Raw genomic sequence first — 17117 nt, forward strand, 5'->3', positions numbered from 1 at the left:
TACGGTGGACCGGCCGGCCCGACTCCTCCGGCAGAGGCTGACGCCGAGCCGCCGGGCAGCCGCGGCGAGGACAGCGGCACGGCATGCGGACAGGCACGAGGCAGCGCACACGGCACGAGGCGGGGGCACAGCAGCACCATGGCACAGGGCACGGTCCAGGTGACGCACACCGGCACATCGCGATGGCGCCGCCGCACGGGCGAATACGCCTCCCTCACCGCGGCCCTGGAGGCGGCGGCGGACGGTGACGTCCTCACCGTCGCCCCCGGCACCTACCGCGAGAATCTCGTCGTCCACCGGGCGGTGACCCTGCGCGGCGCGGAGGGCTCCGCCGGTTCCGTCCGGATCGCGCCGGCCGACGGGGTGCCGCTGACCGTCCGCTCCGCCGCGGTGATCCGCGACATCCATGTGGAGGGCCAGGACTCGGCGGCTCCCGCGCTGCTCGTGGAGGAGGGCACACCGGAGCTGACGGATCTGCGGATCGTGACCAGGTCGGCCGCCGGCATCGAGGTCCGGGGCGGGGCCAGGCCGACCGTGCGCCGGTGCGGTGTCGACAATCCGGCCGGGGTCGGGATAGCCGTACTCGACGGCGCCGGGGGCGTGTTCGAGGAGTGCGAGGTCGTCTCGGCGGGCCAGACCGGCGTCTGGGTCCGCGACGGCGCCCGCCCCCGCCTCGACCGCTGCCGTGTCCACCACGCCTCGGGGGCGGGGCTGAGCGTGACCGGTGAGGGCAGCGTGCTGGAGGCGGTGGGCTGCGAGGTGTACGAGATCAAGGGCAGCGGCGTGCAGGTCACCGCGCGGGGCTCCGCGTACCTGACCGACTGCACCGTGCACCGCACCTCCGGGGACGGGGTCACCCTGGACACCGATGCCCTCCTCACCCTCGCCGACTGCGACATCCACGACATCCCGGAGAACGCGATCGATCTCCGGTCCCGCGCGGTGCTCACCCTGACCCGCTCGACCGTGCGCCGCTTCGGCCGCAACGGCCTGTCGGTCTGGGACCCGGGCACGCGCGTCGACGCCAACCAGTGCGAGATCCACGACTCCACGGGCGACTACCCGGCGGTCTGGGTCAGCGACGGCGCCACGGTCGTCCTGGACTCCTGCCGGGTGCACGACGTGCCCGACGCGCTCTTCGTCCTCGACCGGGGCTCGCGTGCCGATGTGGTGGACAGCGATCTGTCGCAGATCCGCAACACGGCGGTCTCGGTGAGCGACGGGGCCACCGCCCAGCTCGACGACTGCCGGATCCGCGAGGCGTCCACCGGGGCGTGGTTCCGCGACCACGGCAGCGGCGGGACCCTGAACAACTGCACCATCGACGCCGCCCAGACCGGGGTGATCGTCACCAAGGGCGCCGACCCGACGATCGAGCGCTGCACGGTCACCTCGCCCGCGGAGGCCGGCTTCTACGTCTCCGCCGAGGGCCGCGGCACCTTCCGCGGCTGCCGGGTCACGGGGAGCGAGGGCTACGGCTTCCACGTGATGGACGGCTGCCGTTCGACGCTCAGCCGTTGCCGCACCGAGCGGTGCGCACGCGGTGGTTACGAGTTCGCCGACGGCGCGGGCCCCGGTGGCGACGGCCGTTCGGGCGGCCCGGTGGTGGAGGACTGCACCAGCGACGAGAGCGGGCTGCGCCCCGCCGCTCCCCCGGCTTCGCCCGTCCTGACCTCGGACCGGCCGGTGGGCGGGCTGCTCGGCTCGACGCCCGGGCAGCGGACCACGGAGCCTGCCCCCGCCCCGGCGTCCCCGGCACCGGCCACGGCACCGCCGGCTCCGGCCGAGGCGCCGCGCGACGCCGGTGCCGTCCTGGGCGAACTGGACGCGCTGGTGGGCCTGGAGAGCGTCAAGCGCGAGGTGCGGGCGCTGACGGACATGATCGAGGTGGGCCGGCGCCGTCAGCTGGCCGGCCTCAAGGCCGCGTCGGTGCGCCGCCACCTCGTCTTCACCGGCTCCCCCGGCACGGGCAAGACCACCGTGGCGCGGCTGTACGGAGAGATCCTGGCCGCCCTCGGGGTGCTCGAACACGGCCACCTCGTCGAGGTGTCACGGGTCGACCTGGTCGGCGAGCACATCGGGTCCACTGCCATCCGCACCCAGGAGGCGTTCGACCGGGCACGCGGCGGAGTCCTGTTCGTCGACGAGGCGTACGCCCTGTCCCCCGAGGACTCCGGCCGCGACTTCGGGCGGGAGGCCATCGACACCCTGGTGAAGCTGATGGAGGACCACCGCGACGCGGTCGTGGTGATCGTGGCCGGGTACACCCACGAGATGGCGCGCTTCCTCACCGTCAACCCGGGCGTGGCGTCCCGTTTCTCACGCACCATCACCTTCAGCGACTACCTCCCCGAGGAGCTGCTGCGGATCGTCGAGCAGCAGTCCGAGGAGCACGAGTACAGCCTGGCCGAGGGGACCGGGGAGGCGCTGCTCAAGTACTTCACCGCGCTTCCCAAGGGCCCGGCGTTCGGCAACGGCCGCACCGCCCGCCAGACCTTCGAGTCGATGGTCGAGCGCCACGCGGGCCGGGTCGCCCAGCTGACGGACGCCAGCACCGACGACCTCACCCTGCTCTACCCCGAGGACCTGCCCGAGCTGCCCTGAACCTTCCCGGTGGCCTGCCGGGGCAGTGCGGGTCCGAGCCGGTCCAGGAGCGCGGCCCGCTCCACGGCGAAGGACGGGTCGGCCTGGTAGTCGGAGTGGCCGAGGACGGGCTCGGGCAGCGGGTGCGCCACCGTACGGCCGTAGACGAGCGGGTCCTTCAGCGGGCCGCGGTCCACTTCCGGGCCGTCGCCCTCGTCGATCCGGACGGGCCCGCCGATGGGATCGGTGGCGCGCCACAGGTTGCGCCAGCAGTGCACGGACCGGTGCAGCCCCTGGAGCGCTCCGGGGCCGAAGTAGGCCGGGAACCAGCGCCCGTAGAGCCGCTCGATCGGTGAGCCGTACGTGAGCAGGGCGACCTGACGGCGTGCCGCGGCAGGCAGTTGCCACACGGCGGCGGCCGCCAGCACGCTGCCCTGGGAATGGCCGGAGATGACGAGCCTGCCCCGGGTGCTGCCCGTCCAGGCGCACATCCGGGACGACAGGTCGGGGACGGCACGCTCCGCGTAGCACGGCGGGGCGAAGGGGTGGGCGGCGCGCGGCCAGAACGTGCCGACGTCCCAGAGGATGCCGATGGTGCGGCGCGCGGAGACGTCACGGTAGGCGCGGCGCCCCCAGGTGACGAACAGTATGAACCCGACCCCTATCAGCCAGGATCCCGTCGCCTGCGCGGCCTCCGCGACGGACTCCACGAGCGGACCCGCCTCGTCCAGGGCCCGCCCGGGCACCTGTCCGCTGACCCAGGACCCGACGACCGCCCCGGCCCCCAGGAACAGGGTGGCCCCGGAGACCAGGGCCACGATCCGGGGTGCGGAGTCGGTGAGCGCGGCCGTGGCCCTGATGCGGGCGATCTGCCGGGTGCGCCCCGGGTCGGGGTGCGCCTGCGCGTACTCGGCCTCGATCCCGGGCCCCATCCGGCGGGCGCGTCGTGCGGTGCGGACGACGAGCCAGGTGACGGGGAACACGAGCAGGAGCAGGAGGACCGGGATCACGGAGGCCTGCCAGCTCAGGAGCACGGGCGGGCCCTCCACGACGGACGGGCCGCCCATCCCGGGTGTTCCGGGGCCGTCGAGCCAGTCGGCGACACGCTGGGCCACCCCGCCGGTCATCACGCCCCCGAGCGCGCAGGCCAGCATGGCCACGGCGGGACCTCCGAGCCCCCGCAGGGTGGTGCGCGGTTCGGGCGCACGCCGGTAGAGGCCCAGCGCCACACCGGCGAGCACGACGACGAGGAGCCCCTGGCCGAGCACGAGGACGCCGAAGACGGCCTCGCCGGGGAGGGCGCCCGAGGAGACCCAGCGGGGACGTGACCAGGCCGCGTAGACCGCGGCGAGGAACAGCAGGGCGAGCGCGGTGGCCGGCAGGAAGGAGGTGACCGCGCGGTCGATCCGGTTGTCGAGGCGCCGCTCGCTGCGGCCCCGTCGGCAGACCACCCCGACGACGGCGATCGAGCACAGGACGAGCGCCACCTCGAACAGCCGGCCGACCGGGGCGGGCACGGGGCCGTCGGCGGACCGGTCGTACCGGGCGGCCGCTCCTCCGACGGCGGCCGCGACGGTGAGGAAGCCCGCGGCCGTGTGCGCGGCGCGCAGCCGGGCCACCAGCCTGCGTCCGTACCAGAAGCCGGGCCGGCCGAGGGCGGGGCGGACGCCGGGGGCGCCGGGCGGCTCCGGGACCGCCGCGGGTGCCGGGGGATTGTCCGACTCCTCCAGGTCGAGCGGTCGCTGCGACTCGTAGGCGCTCCAGGTGCGGTTGGACAGGTACCAGAGCAGTCCGACGAGCGCGGCGGGCAGCAGGGCGGCGAGCGCGAGACGTCGGCCTGGCTGGGACCACCAGCCGCCCTGGTCGGGCGAGAGGAACCCCAGCCAGGAGCGGCGCCCGACGCACTCGGTGGCACCGGCGCACTGCCAGGCGACGAGATCGAGGGCGACCTCGCAGACGGCGGCGGTGAGCAGCACGGTGAGGCTGAGGGCGATGAGCCGCACCATCACTCCGTACAGGCGGACCGCGGTGCCGCTCCCGCGTGCGCCGGGGCGCATCCAGTGGGCCAGGTTGACCACCATGAAGGGGAGCAGCAGCAGCCACAGCGCCCGCGAACCGTTGCCGGAGGTGAGGTTGGACCAGCAGTACGCCTCGGGGACGGGCCCGTCCCCCCGGCGCTCGGGGTCCTGCTCGGCGCCGAGGTCCTCGGTGCGCCGGTAGACGGCCGCGGTGACGTCACCGGTGACCCGGGTGATCCTGGGGTCGCCGAGCATCTCGTGCGGGGTGGTTCCGCCGACACCGTGGACGAGCAGTTCCAGCGCTGCCCCGCCGCTCGGCGGGTCCTGGTGGGCACGGGTCAAGGTCGGTGACTCGCTCTCTGGTGCGTCCGGCCTCTCGGCCTCCGGGAAGGGGACGACGGCGCCGCGCGGAGCTGTCCACTGACGCACAGTCACCACTGTCCCGGACGGACCGGGTCCACGGCACCCCCCTCACCGAATCTCCCCAGTGGCACGGCCGGTGGGGGTGCGTGAAAGGATGAGGCCGTCCCGCAGGCCGCTGCCGGACCGTGTGGACTCCAGGGAAGGACCGGCCCGGCGTTGAGCGAGAACCAGAATCTGCTCGCGGAGCAGCGGCGTGCGGTCATCCTCGACGAGGTGCGCAAGCGGGGCGGCGTCCGGGTCAACGAGCTGACCCGCAGGCTGAGCGTCTCCGACATGACCATCCGCCGGGACCTGGACGCGCTGGCCCGGCAGGGCGTGATCGAGAAGGTGCACGGCGGGGCCGTCCCGGTGGTCGAGGCGAGCACGCACGAGCCGGGTTTCGAGGCCAAGTCGACGCTGGAGCTCAGCGCCAAGGAGGACATCGCGCGGGCGGCCGCGGCGATGGCGGTGCCCGGCAGCGCGATCGCTCTGTCCGGCGGTACGACGACGTTCGCGCTGGCCCGTCACCTTCTGGAGGTTCCGGGGCTGACGGTGGTGACGAACTCGGTGCGGGTCGCCGACGTGTTCCACGACGCGCAGCGACCGGTCTCGGGCAACGGGCGCTCCGGTGCGGCCTCCGTGGTGCTGACCGGCGGGATCCGTACGCCGTCGGACTCGCTGGTCGGGCCGGTCGCCGACCGTGCGATCGGCTCGCTCCACTTCGACGTCCTGTTCCTCGGGGTGCACGGCATCTCGGTCGAGGCCGGCCTCTCGACCCCGAACCTCGCGGAGGCCGAGACCAATCGACGTCTGGTGGGGGCGGCACGCCGGGTCGTGGTGGTCGCCGACCACACCAAGTGGGGCACGGTGGGGCTGAGTTCGTTCGCCACGCTGGACGAGGTCGACACCTTCGTCACGGACGCGAGCCTTTCGGACGAGGTCCGGCGGGAGATAGAGGAGCATCTGCCGGGGCTGGTCGTGGCGGGCGAGGCACCGGCCTCCTGACGGCCGCCCGGACGCGGGGCCCGGCACCGACGCGCGCGTTCCGCTCCACGTCCCGCGGGCCCCGGACGTCCTAGGATCCTGCTGTGGCCGTCTTCCGGATCGAGCGTTTCACTCCCCTCCCCGCCGCCGAGGCCTGGCGCCGGGTGACCGACTGGGAGCGGCACGGCGACACCGTTCCGCTCACGGCGGTCACCGTGCGGACCGACCCGCCCACCCGGAACGGCACCGTCTTCGTGGCGCGTACGGGCCTGGGCCCGCTGGGATTCGACGATCCGATGGAAGTGGTCCGGTGGGTCCCGCCCGCCGCCGGGCGGGCCGGGCTGTGCGAGCTGGAGAAGCGCGGCTCCCTCGTCCGGGGCCGGGCATCCATCGACGTGTGCCCGACGGGTGCGGGCTCGCACGTCATCTGGGTCGAGGAGCTGTGGGTGCGGCTGCTGCCCCGGGGGGCCGATCCGCTGCTGGCGTCCGGGGGCCGACGGGTCTTCGGCCGGGTGCTGGACACGCTGCTCGCCGATTAGGGCGCGTCCGGGCGGTCGGATGTCTGTACACGCCTCGGCGCACCGGTGTACGGTCTCGGCCCGATGGGTGGGAGCGCTCCCATCATGCACTGTTCCCGCTTCACACGAGGAGGAACGCTGTGAAACGCTTTCTGGCCTTACTGGCCACCTGCGCGACGGTCCTGGGCCTCACGGCACTGACCGGCCCCCAGGCGGTGGCCGCCGCGGGCTGCACGGCCGACTACACGATCACCAGCCAGTGGCAGGGCGGCTTCCAGGCCGCGGTGAAGGTCACCAACCTGGGAACCCCCGTGACCGGGTGGAAGCTCACGTTCACCCTGCCGGACGCGGGACAGAAGGTCGTCCAGGGCTGGAACGCCGCCTGGTCGCAGTCGGGTTCCGCGGTCACCGCCGCCGGCGCCGACTGGAACGGCACACTGGCCACCGGCGCGTCGGCCGAGGCGGGCTTCGTGGGCTCCTTCACGGGCGCCAACCCGCCTCCCACGGCGTTCGCGCTCAACGGTGTCGCCTGTACGGGCTCCACCGGAGAACCCCCGGCCGGCTCCGACGGCGGCACCCCCGTGGACGTCAACGGGCAGCTCCACGTCTGCGGGGTGAACCTCTGCAACCAGTACGACCGGCCCGTGCAGCTGCGGGGTATGAGCACGCACGGCATCCAGTGGTTCGACGCCTGCTACGACGCCGCCTCCCTGGACGCGCTGGCGAACGACTGGAAGTCGGACCTGCTGCGCATCGCCATGTACGTGCAGGAGGACGGTTACGAGACCGACCCGGCGGGCTTCACCCGGCGCGTGAACGACCTCGTCGACATGGCCGAGGCCCGCGGCATGTACGCGTTGATCGACTTCCACACCCTGACCCCGGGCGACCCGAACGTCAACCTCGACCGCGCCAAGACGTTCTTCGCGTCCGTCGCCGCGCGCAACGCCGGCAAGAAGAACGTGATCTACGAGATCGCCAACGAGCCCAACGGCGTGACCTGGACGGCCGTCAAGAGCTACGCCGAGCAGGTCATCCCGGTGATCCGGGCCGCCGACCCGGACGCCGTCGTCATCGTCGGCACCCGCGGCTGGTCCTCGCTGGGCGTCTCGGACGGCTCCGACGAGAGCGAGGTCGTCAACAGCCCCGTCAATGCCACCAACATCATGTACGCGTTCCACTTCTACGCAGCGAGCCACAAGGACGCCTACCGCTCCACGCTGAGCCGGGCGGCGGCGCGGCTTCCGCTCTTCGTCACCGAGTTCGGCACGGTGAGCGCCACCGGCGGCGGGGCGATGGACCGGGCGAGCACCACGGCCTGGCTGGACCTGCTCGACCAGCTGAAGATCAGCTATGCGAACTGGACCTATTCCGACGCGCCCGAGAGCAGCGCGGCGTTCCGGCCGGGCACCTGCGGCGGCGGCGACTACAGCGGCAGCGGCGTGCTGACCGAGTCCGGGGCGCTGCTCAAGAACCGGATCAGCACCCCCGATTCCTTCCCCACCGGCTGATCCCCCGCGGGGCTCCGGCCGGGCCGGGGCTCCGCCTCCATCACGGGAGCGCTCCCACCTCTCCTTTCCCGTAACCCGCGACCCTGCCTGGAGGCACACGTGCGCGTCCTTCCCCCACGATCACCGCGCCGGCCCCCCGCGATTACCGCGCCGGCCCTGGGCGGTGGCCCTCACCACCCTCGCGCTGCTGGCGTCCGGCTTCACGGCGATGTCCGCGAGTGGTGCGGAGCCCGGCTGCCGGGTCGACTACACCGTGAACGGCTGGGCCGACGGCTACACCGCCCAGATCAAGGTCACCAATCTCGGCCCTGCGCTCGACGGCTGGCGTCTGACCTGGACCTACACCGGCGACCAGCAGGTGACGTCGGCCTGGAACGCGACCGTCACCCAGACCGGCAGGTCCGTGGTCGCCGTCGACGCGGGCTGGAACGGCGCGCTGGCCACGGGTGGTTCCGCCGACTTCGGCCTCCAGGGAACCTCACGGCCGGCCGACCCCGCACCGGCCGACTTCGCCCTCGACGGCGTGCCGTGCGGTGGTGACGGCACCCCGCCGCCGACCACGCCGCCCACGGACCCGCCCACGACCCCGCCTTCCACGGACCTGCCGACCGGCGCGGACTGCGGCGACGCGGTGATCTGCTCGGACTTCGAGGACCAGACCGGTCCCGCTCCGTCCGGCGCCTGGCGGTTCGCCGCACCCGACTGCGAGGGCACCGGCACCGCCGCCGTCGACACCGCGGTCGCGCACAGCGGCAGCAGATCGCTGCGGATCGACGGCCGGGCCGGTTACTGCAACCACGCCTTCGCCGCCGCCACCGCGGACCTGTCCTCGGTCGGCCCGGTGATGTACGTACGCATGTGGGTGAGGCACACCACGGCCCTCCCCGACGCGCACGTCACCTTCGTCTCCCTGTCCGACGCCTCCCAGGGTGGACGCAGTCTGCGCGTGGGGGGCCAGAACGGCGCCCTCCAGTGGAACCGGGAGAGCGACGACGCCACCCTGCCGGCGCAGAGCCCTGCCGGTGTGGCGCTGAGCAGGCCGCTGCCGACGGGAAGCTGGCAGTGCCTGCGGTTCGCGATCGACACGACGGCCCCCGGTCTGGACACCTGGCTCGGTGACGATCCGGTCCCGGGCCTGCATGCCGACGGCGTCCCCACCCAGGACGTCGACCAGCAGTGGCTCTCCGGCACCACCACCCCTCCCCGGCCCACCGCCCTGCGCCTGGGCTGGGAGAGCTACGGCACGGGCGACGACACCGTGTGGTTCGACGACGTGGCCGTCGGCTCCGCTCCCCCGGCCTGCTGACGGCCCGTCGGCGGGGCACGGCGTGAACGGCCCCTTCGCCCGGCGGTCTCACCGGACGTCCGGGTGAGCCGCGGAACCGAAGGGGCCTTCTCGCCGAAGGGGCCTTCTCGCCGCCCGCGCCGACGGGTCAGGCCCAGGTGCCGGTGGCCAGGAAACGGTCGAGGGTGGCGGTGTACGGCCGGATGTCGAGGCCCTGGTCGTCCAGCCAGCTGTCTGAGTAGTACTTGTCGAGGTAGCGGTCGCCCGGGTCGCAGATCAGGGTGACCACACTGCCGGTCCTGCCCTGCTCCACCATCTCGGCCACCAGCGTGAACGCGCTCCACAGGCCGGTGCCCGTCGAGCCGCCGGCCCTGCGCCCGATGACGCGTTCCAGGACGCGGACGGCGGCGACGGTGGCCGCGTCCGGGACCTTCATCATCCGGTCGATGGCGCCGGGGACGAAGCTCGGCTCCATCCGGGGCCTGCCGATGCCCTCGATCCGTGAGCCGCAGTCGCTGGTGGCCAGCGGGTCGTTGCGCGTCCAGCCGTCGAAGAAGCAGGAGTTCTCCGGGTCGGGCACGCAGATCAGGGTGTCGTGCTGCATGTAGCGGACGTAGCGTCCGATGGTCGCGGAGGTGCCTCCGGTGCCGGCCGTGGCGACGATCCAGGCGGGTTCCGGATACCGCTCCAGGCGCAGCTGCTGGTAGATCGACTCCGCGATGTTGTTGTTGCCGCGCCAGTCGGTGGCCCGCTCGGCGTAGGTGAACTGGTCCATGTAGTGGCCGCCGGTCTCGGCGGCGAGGGCGGCGGACTCCTCGTAGATCCGCCGGGCGTCGTCCACGAAGTGACAGCGGCCGCCGTGGAATTCGATCAGCCGGCACTTCTCGGGGCTGGTGGTCCGGGGCATCACGGCGATGAACGGCACCCCGATCAGCTTCGCGAAGTACGCCTCCGAGACGGCCGTGGAGCCGCTGGACGCCTCGATGACGGGCTTGCCCCGGCGGATCCAGCCGTTGCACAGACCGTAGAGGAAGAGCGAACGGGCCAGCCGGTGCTTGAGGCTGCCGGTGGGGTGCGTCGACTCGTCCTTGAGGTAGAGGTCGATCCCCCACCGCTCGGGCAGCGGGAAGCGCAGGAGGTGGGTGTCGGCGGAGCGGTTGGCGTCCGCCTGGACCTTGCGTACCGCGTCCTTCAGCCACGCCCGGTACTCCGGGTCGCTGCGGTCGACGTCGACGGTCGCCGCGGCCGCACCGTCCCGCCCGTGCCCAGTGGTGTCCATCGGCGCTCTCCCTCGTGTCGCAGCGGGGCCTTCCCCTCTCTCACGATAGTCCCCCCACCTGCACAAACGTTTGCTTTGAGGGCCCATAGCCCGGCCTTGGCGCAGGCGGAACGATTCGGCCGGGACGCGGTCTGGCGCGAACGCCCCCTCCGGGGGAAACTTCTGAGGAGAAGCCGGGACAAGGGGGGTGAAGTCGCCGTGACCGCGACCGAGTTCAATGCGACCGATGTGAGGATCGAGCGGTGGTTCCGCTCCCTCACCAGGGCCGGCCAAGTGATCGTGAAGGACGGCCGGCTGGCACTGCTGACCAGCTACGGCCGGGAGATCGACAGTGCGCCGCTGAGCGCGGTGACCGCCCGCCGGCGGTGGTTCCTGGCGGCCGATTCGGCCATCGCGAGCGTCAACGGCGTGCGTTACCGGCTGACGATGGGCCAGCGCAACCGCCGTCCCGGCGGGGCCGCGCCTGTCCGCAGTTTCCTGGAGGCGCTGCGGGGCGGCGGGGCTGACACAGCGGTTGCGTACGGGCACCGCGAGTTGCGCGCCCCAACCCCCTGAGTCACGCTGGTCACACGTCACTGATCGTGTACCGGCGGTGACGGCGCAAGCCGCTCCGCCGGGCCGATCAGGGCGGACCACGCATGACCCGACCAGAAACAGCAGTCAGCCATCTGCTGGATCCGTCCCTTCGTCTTCTTCCGGACCTATTTCGGGGAGTCGCAGCCGTGATCAGCGAGCCAAGCAGGCACTGCGCGGTGGAGCTCCAGGCCCTGCCGTCGCGGATCGGTCAGGTCCGCAGAATCATTTCGGCGCAATTGCGTTACTGGCATCTCGATCCGCTGATCGACCATGCCGCGCTCGGCGTCACCGAACTGCTGACCAATGTCCACCGGCATGCCCAGCCGGACAAATCATGCACCGTCGAGATCGAGCTGCTGCTCGACCGTCTGACGGTCTCCGTCCACGACCACGACCCCCGGCTGCCGACCTTGTGCGACGCCGACTCGTCCGCGACCTCGGGTCGCGGCCTGGCGATGATCGCGGCTGTCAGCGAGAGCTGGGGCGTACGACCGAGTGACGACACGGGAAAGGTCGTCTGGTTCACCTTGCCGGCACCTTCCTTCGTCTCCGCCCTGCCTCCCCTCCCGGTGTACGGGTCGACGACCGACGGTCCTTTCGGTTCCGGCCTCGGCATCACCGTGGAGCCGGTGGCGGCACCCACACGGGCCCGGTCGGCCGTCGTCGGCTGACCGTCCCGGGCGGCGTGCCGCCACCCGGCCGCCACCATGCTCGCGCGTGCGCGCCGGTCCCCGGGGACCGGCGCGCACGCGCGTGACCGGGAACCCGTACGGCGGGCGGCGGCGTCCCCGATGCCTCTTCCCGAGGCGGGGCCCGTCAGGCAAGCGCGGCCAGCGGGTCGTCCAGTACGGGCTGCCAGGCGAGTTCGGCCGCGCCCACCAGGCTGTTGTGGGCCAGGGTGCACGAGAGGATCGGCACGCTGCCGCTGCGGCCCCACAGACTGCGGTCGGCGACGACGGCGCGCAGCCGTTCCGGGTCGGCCTCCAGCAGGTCGCGGTGCAGACCGCCGAGGATGATGCGGTCCGGGTTGAGGATGTTGACCAGCCCGGCCAGACCGAGGCCGAGCCGGTCGATCAGCGCCTCGGCGGCCGACCGCACGGCGGGATCGGCGTATTCGGTGCGCAGCAGGTCGCCGGCCTGCTTGAGGAGTGATTCCTCCGGACCGGGTGTCCGGCGAGCCGCGGTGAGGAAGGCGAGGGGGTCCGTCTCGACGTCCAGGCAGCCGCGTCCTCCGCAGTGGCAGGCGCGGCCCTCGGGGTTCACGGTGAGGTGGCCGACTTCGAGGGCGAGGCCCGAACTGCCGCTGTGCAGACGGCCGTCCAGGACCAGGGCGCCGCCGACGCCGCGGTGGCCGGTGGCCACGCAGAGCAGGTGCTGGGCACCGCGTCCGGCGCCGTGCCGGTGTTCGGCCAGGGCCACCAGGTTGACGTCGTTGCCGGTGAACGCGGGTCCGGCGATGCCCGCCGCGCGTACCCGGGCGGTGAAGATCTCTCGTACGGGGGCGCCTGCGGGCCAGGCCAGGTGCAGGGGGTTGAGGGCGGTTCCCTCGGGTTCGGCGACCGCCGAGGGGACGGCGAGTCCGGCGCCGACGCACCGCAGGCCGGTCTCCCGCAGCAGCCGCGCACCCGCCTCGACGACCTCGCCCAGCACCTGGGCGGGGTCGGCCATGACCGTGACGCAGCCCGGTGCGGTGGCCACGATCCTTCCGCCGAGCCCGACGAGAGCGGCCCGGAAGCCGTCGGAGTGCACCTGCGCGGCGAGGGTGACCGGGCCGTCGTCCCGGATGGACAGCCGGTGGGAGGGACGGCCCTGCGAACCGGCGGCGGAGCCCGGGCTGGAGTCGACCGAGATGAGTCCCAGCGCCTCCAGCTCCGCGGCCACGGCGCCCGCCGTGGCACGGGTGACGCCGAGTTCGGAGGTCAGCACGGCGCGCGTGGGCGCGCGGCCGGTGTGTACCAGCTCCAGGGCGGGCCCGAGGGCGCTGCGGCCCCTCTCCAGCCTCGTCCGCGTGGTGGTCGACTTGCCGTTCATGGGGGCGAGTCTCCCATGATCCTGGGGCGCCGCCGACGCCCCGGCGTCCCGCACCGGTCACGGCGCCGAGGGCCTTGCGTACGTGATCGGGGCGCCCCTATGCTGCCCTTTGTGCCGCAACTAAACAAATTGCGGACGGTGCTGCCGGGGGGCCGGGACGGAGACACCGCCGCGCCCTCCTCGGCCCGGCTGCGTATCGCACTGACCGTCTTCTTCGCGCTCGACGGCTTCGTGTTCGCCGGCTGGGTGGTCCGCATTCCGGCCGTCAAGCACCAGACCGGAGCCAGCGCCTCCACGTTGGGGCTCGCGCTGCTCGGGGTGTCCGCCGGCGCCGTGATCACCATGATGCTGACCGGGCGGCTCTGCCGGCGTTTCGGCAGCCCTGCCGTCACCGTGGTCTGCGCGGTGCTGCTGTCGCTGAGCATCTCCCTCCCCGCGCAGACGCATTCGGCTCTCGCCCTCGGTCTGGTCCTGCTGCTGTTCGGCGTCGCCTACGGCGGTACGAACGTGGCGATGAACAGCCTGGCCGTCGATCTGGTGGCCGCGTTGCGCCGCCCCGTGATGCCGAGTTTCCACGCGGCGTTCAGCTTCGGCGGCATGGCGGGCGCCGGGCTCGGCGGGCTGGTCGCGGGCAGCCTCTCCCCCGCGACCCACCTCTCGCTGCTCGCCGGGACGGCGCTGCTCGTCACCGCGCTCACCGGCCCGGCACTCCTGCGGAACCGGCACGCCGCCGAACCGCCCGCCCGGGAGTCCGTACCGGCGTCCGCCCCGGGAGCGGCATCCGCCCCGGCATCGGCGCCCCGGATCGACGGTGGCGCGCGCCGGACCGTGGTCCTGTTCGGGGTCATCGCCCTGTGCACCGCGTACGGCGAGGGCGCGCTGGCCGAGTGGGGAGCCCTGCACCTCACCCAGGACCTGCACGCCGGACCGGGCCCCGCGGCCGCCGGTTACTCGCTGTTCGCCCTGACCATGGCCATCGGCAGGCTCAGCGGCACCACGCTGCTCGAACGCCTCGGCCAGACCCGGACGCTCGTCGCGGGCGGGGCGACGGCCGCCGTGGGCATGCTGTTCGGCGCGCTCGCCCCGACCGTCTGGCTGGCGCTGGCGGGCTTCGCGCTGGCCGGGCTGGGGCTGGCCAACATCTTCCCCGTCGCGGTCGGCCGGGCGGGCGCGCTGACGGGGCCGAGCGGAGTGGCCGCAGCGTCGACCCTCGGCTACGGCGGGATGCTGGTGGGCCCGCCGGTCATCGGCTTCCTGGCCGACTGGCTCTCCCTGCCCGTGGCGCTCACCACGGTGACGCTGCTCGCCGCGGTCGCGGCGGTGCTCGGCTACGCGGCCCGGGGCGCCACGCAGCCGCCTGCGGCTGAGTAGGGGTACTCAGGCGCGGCCCGCTCCCCGGGCACAGGATGGAGGCATCGGCTATCCACGGGGAGCGGGACATGAACCAGCGGCTGACACACCACCGGCGCCTTCGTACGGCGGCACACCTGACGTTCGGCACCGCGGCCTCGCGCGTCTACCTCGGACTGGTGCTGGCGGTCACGGTCTTCGTCGCGGTGGACACCCTCTTCGTGGTCCACGACGACGCCTCGCTCGCCGGGGTGTGGGTGTTCTTCCTGGCGGCGCCGACGGTGTTCCTCTTCCTCATCGGCGGCTCGCTGGTGGGGGCGGAGGGAGGCGGCCCGGCCTGGTTCGTCTACCTCGCCCTGGCCGTGTCCGTCCTGGTGCAGGCCTGCGCGCTGGGCTGGTTCTCGCGGCTGCTGCGGCGGACCGGCCGCACCCGCTCCGCCCACCCGCAGGGTGCGTGACGGTTCCACCTACGGGTGTCGGCCGGCGGGGCCCGTCCCACCTGTACGCCAACGCCCGGCCTTGTCAGGCGGGTCGGCCCAGGTGAGACTTCTGGCATGGGGCTACGTACGCAGGCCGAGCGGGACGCCGTGACCGTCGAGATCGCGTACGCGGTGGTGAGTGGCTGCCTGATGGCCGCGGCCACGTGCGCCGGGATCTGTCTGCCCGCGCTGTTCCTCGCCCTGCCGGCGACCGGCGAGCGCTTCCTGTTCATAGGCGGCGCCGTGCTGGGTGCCTTGGTCTTCGCCGTCCGCGTGGTGCACGTCCTGTGGCGCTTCCCCCGTTCCCCGGCCGGTCCGCCCCGGCGGGCGGACCGGCCGGGCGGGACCCGCCCCGAACTGGAGCGTCGCCCCCGGTGACAGGGGCCGTTCACCGGCCACGACTGCCCGTACCGCGCGTACCGCCCCTGGCAGTCCGTCGCGCCTCCGCCCGGACGGAGGCGGGTGCCTCCGTGGGTGACACCCCGTCAGTGTTGCCTGCGGCCGGTGACCTCTCGCACGGCGCCCCTCCGCCGCCGGACTCCAGGGGCGCCGCTCAGGCCGTCGTCCGGTGGTTGACCCAGGCGACCTTGTACGGGTGACGGGCCTGCCACTTGTGGATGACCTCCCCTGCCCCCGGAGCGGCGAACAAGGCGACCAGCGCGTCGCGGTCCGCCACGCCGAACTGGAGTACGGCGGTGGCGATGAACGCCGGGATCGCCTCTTCGCCGGGGACCGGAATGTGGTGCTGCGCGGAGAAGGTTTCCACGACACCTGTGTTCCGCATCGACTTTTCGATATCCGAGATGAACTGATCGAGGTCGCTGTCGGAGATGGGATCGGTGAATGAGACGAGCATCGTGTGAGTGATCATGCGGCTAGCAAAGCCGCTCAGGCCTCACATGTCCAAGACCTGGAATGACTCGTGCGATAACCTCAAGGAATGGATCACGTCGAGAGCCGCGAACTGCGGTACTTCATCGCCGTCGCCGAGGAGCTCCACTTCGGCCGCGCTGCGGACGCCCTGCACATAGCCCAGCCGGCGCTGTCCAAGACGATCCAGCGACTCGAAGCACACCTCGGGGTCAAGCTGCTGGAGCGCACCAGTCGCAGCGTCGCCCTCACCCCCGCCGGGCAAGCGTTGCTCGAACACGGCAGGCACGCGATCAGCGCCCTGGCGTTCGCCACCAGCCAGGCCCAGCAGGCAGGAGCCCGCGAGCACCTGCGTCTTGTGATCAAGCCCGGCGGCGACGCGCACCTGCTCTCCGACATCCTTGCCGCATATGCCCAACGGGCTGACGCCCGCCCCGTCGACATCTTCTTCGGCGGTCCGACCGACCGTACCGACTATCTCCATGACGGCCGCGCGGATCTCGCGCTGCTCTACGCGCCCTTCGACGACCTCACCGGACTCGCCCACCAGACGCTACGGACCGAGGGCCGTGTGGCTGTGCTCCCGGCCTACCATCCACTCGCAGACCGGCCCGCCGTACGCCTGAGCGATCTCGAGGGCGAAGTCTTCTCACGCTGGAGCGGAGTCGAGACCGACGCAGGCCCAGGACCCGAGGTGGCCGACGCCGCGCAACTATTTCCCCTCGTCGCCATCGGCCGGGCGATTGCCGTGCTCCCGGCTTCGCTTGTCATTCCTCCACCGGCAGGAATCGTCTGCGTGCCCGTCGAAGACGCCGAACCCAGCGAAATCGTCATCGCTCACTCCGCACGCGACCACAGCGCCGCTGTCGGTAGCTTCATGGAGGCCGCCACCTCACGCACACGCCCCTGACGGGCCGGCAAGAACGGACTCCTCGTCGTGACCCGTATTCTTCACATACCGCCGTTCCGCTCCGGGCTCCCGGACCTTCTTGTCGGCGCACCGCGGCCGCGTCGCGAGGTACTCGCGCGTCGCCCTCCATGCGTCGAGCGACGACATGGACCCGCCGGACAGGCCCAAGGGCTGTCCTCTGCGTCGGCGATGTGGCTGATGCGGGCTCGTGCGTGGCTTCTTCTTCGCCATGGTGACCACGCGAGTACGTACGGGTCGGGTGTGGTGGTGGAGGGGTGAGGAGATGCGCTTGAGGAGCCGCCGGGCCTCGTTCGTGGCCAT

At 72.7% G+C, this 17117-nt stretch carries 15 protein-coding genes; 11 read left to right on the forward strand and 4 right to left on the reverse strand.

Annotated elements, in window-relative coordinates:
- Positions 1–138 precede the first annotated feature (138 nt).
- Complete coding sequence (locus tag SACTE_RS02290) at positions 139–2604, forward strand: right-handed parallel beta-helix repeat-containing protein (protein ID WP_014044411.1); 2466 nt, start codon at positions 139–141, stop codon at positions 2602–2604.
- Here SACTE_RS02290 and SACTE_RS02295 read toward each other — a convergent pair.
- Positions 2574–4856, reverse strand: a complete 2283-nt coding sequence (locus SACTE_RS02295; RefSeq protein WP_226995212.1) for a hypothetical protein — start codon at positions 4854–4856, stop codon at positions 2574–2576. The two genes, SACTE_RS02290 and SACTE_RS02295, sit on opposite strands and share 31 nt — an antisense overlap.
- 324 nt (positions 4857–5180) lie before the next feature.
- Between SACTE_RS02295 and SACTE_RS02300 the strand changes: the two genes are divergently transcribed.
- The 4 genes from SACTE_RS02300 to SACTE_RS02315 all read left to right on the forward strand — a co-directional run bounded on the left by SACTE_RS02300 (position 5181) and on the right by SACTE_RS02315 (position 9322).
- A complete protein-coding gene (locus SACTE_RS02300) occupies positions 5181–6008 on the forward strand; it encodes a DeoR/GlpR family DNA-binding transcription regulator (protein ID WP_014044413.1) in 828 nt (275 codons plus the stop codon).
- 83 nt (positions 6009–6091) lie between these two features.
- Positions 6092–6526 (forward strand): hypothetical protein, encoded by a 435-nt coding sequence (locus tag SACTE_RS02305; protein WP_014044414.1) that lies wholly within the window; start codon positions 6092–6094, stop codon positions 6524–6526.
- Positions 6527–6645: 119 nt separating this feature from the next.
- A complete protein-coding gene (locus SACTE_RS02310) occupies positions 6646–8016 on the forward strand; it encodes a cellulase family glycosylhydrolase (RefSeq protein ID WP_014044415.1) in 1371 nt (456 codons plus the stop codon).
- A 163-nt stretch (positions 8017–8179) separates the two neighbouring features.
- Complete coding sequence (locus tag SACTE_RS02315) at positions 8180–9322, forward strand: cellulose-binding domain-containing protein (RefSeq protein ID WP_014044416.1); 1143 nt, start codon at positions 8180–8182, stop codon at positions 9320–9322.
- Positions 9323–9449: 127 nt separating this feature from the next.
- On the opposite strand, the gene SACTE_RS02320 is transcribed toward SACTE_RS02315, so the two are convergent.
- Positions 9450–10580: a PLP-dependent cysteine synthase family protein gene (locus SACTE_RS02320; RefSeq protein WP_014044417.1), complete on the reverse strand. Its 1131-nt coding sequence runs from the start codon at positions 10578–10580 to the stop codon at positions 9450–9452.
- Positions 10581–10778: 198 nt separating this feature from the next.
- Here SACTE_RS02320 and SACTE_RS02325 point away from each other — a divergent pair, with 198 nt between their 5' ends.
- Positions 10779–11135, forward strand: coding sequence for a hypothetical protein (locus tag SACTE_RS02325; RefSeq protein WP_014044418.1), 357 nt, complete (start codon positions 10779–10781; stop codon positions 11133–11135).
- 167 nt (positions 11136–11302) lie between these two features.
- Entirely contained in the window at positions 11303–11827 is a 525-nt protein-coding gene (locus tag SACTE_RS02330; protein WP_014044419.1) for an ATP-binding protein, read from the forward strand.
- Positions 11828–11972: 145 nt separating this feature from the next.
- Here SACTE_RS02330 and SACTE_RS02335 read toward each other — a convergent pair whose 3' ends face one another.
- Positions 11973–13187 carry an ROK family protein gene (locus SACTE_RS02335; RefSeq protein ID WP_014044420.1) on the reverse strand — a complete coding sequence of 405 codons (1215 nt, stop codon included), beginning with the start codon at positions 13185–13187 and terminating at the stop codon, positions 11973–11975.
- 111 nt (positions 13188–13298) lie between these two features.
- On the opposite strand from SACTE_RS02335, the gene SACTE_RS02340 reads away from it, so the two are divergent.
- From SACTE_RS02340 to SACTE_RS02350, 3 genes are all read left to right on the forward strand, one after another.
- A complete protein-coding gene (locus tag SACTE_RS02340) occupies positions 13299–14558 on the forward strand; it encodes an MFS transporter (protein ID WP_026359050.1) in 1260 nt (419 codons plus the stop codon).
- 68 nt (positions 14559–14626) lie between these two features.
- Entirely contained in the window at positions 14627–14995 is a 369-nt protein-coding gene (locus SACTE_RS02345; protein WP_014044422.1) for a hypothetical protein, read from the forward strand.
- 96 nt (positions 14996–15091) lie between these two features.
- Complete coding sequence (locus tag SACTE_RS02350; protein WP_014044423.1) at positions 15092–15394, forward strand: DUF6332 family protein; 303 nt, start codon at positions 15092–15094, stop codon at positions 15392–15394.
- A 175-nt stretch (positions 15395–15569) separates the two neighbouring features.
- Here SACTE_RS02350 and SACTE_RS02355 read toward each other — a convergent pair whose 3' ends face one another.
- A complete protein-coding gene (locus tag SACTE_RS02355; protein ID WP_014044424.1) occupies positions 15570–15887 on the reverse strand; it encodes a hypothetical protein in 318 nt (105 codons plus the stop codon).
- 69 nt (positions 15888–15956) lie between these two features.
- On the opposite strand from SACTE_RS02355, the gene SACTE_RS02360 reads away from it, so the two are divergent.
- Entirely contained in the window at positions 15957–16796 is an 840-nt protein-coding gene (locus SACTE_RS02360; protein WP_014044425.1) for a LysR family transcriptional regulator, read from the forward strand.
- Positions 16797–17117: the final 321 nt, after the last annotated feature.

It is taken from the genome of Streptomyces sp. SirexAA-E (genome assembly GCF_000177195.2).
GTDB classification, from domain to species: Bacteria; Actinomycetota; Actinomycetes; order Streptomycetales; family Streptomycetaceae; genus Streptomyces; species Streptomyces flavovirens.

Coding starts and splice junctions, on each gene's coding strand:
- SACTE_RS02335 (WP_014044420.1), bottom strand. CDS start 13,187: ATGAACGGCAAGTCGACCACCACGCGGACGAGGCTGGAGAGGGGCCGC.
- SACTE_RS02290 (WP_014044411.1), top strand. CDS start 139: ATGGCACAGGGCACGGTCCAGGTGACGCACACCGGCACATCGCGATGG.
- SACTE_RS02355 (WP_014044424.1), bottom strand. CDS start 15,887: ATGATCACTCACACGATGCTCGTCTCATTCACCGATCCCATCTCCGAC.
- SACTE_RS02320 (WP_014044417.1), bottom strand. CDS start 10,580: ATGGACACCACTGGGCACGGGCGGGACGGTGCGGCCGCGGCGACCGTC.
- SACTE_RS02345 (WP_014044422.1), top strand. CDS start 14,627: ATGAACCAGCGGCTGACACACCACCGGCGCCTTCGTACGGCGGCACAC.
- SACTE_RS02350 (WP_014044423.1), top strand. CDS start 15,092: ATGGGGCTACGTACGCAGGCCGAGCGGGACGCCGTGACCGTCGAGATC.
- SACTE_RS02360 (WP_014044425.1), top strand. CDS start 15,957: ATGGATCACGTCGAGAGCCGCGAACTGCGGTACTTCATCGCCGTCGCC.
- SACTE_RS02295 (WP_226995212.1), bottom strand. CDS start 4,856: ATGCTCGGCGACCCCAGGATCACCCGGGTCACCGGTGACGTCACCGCG.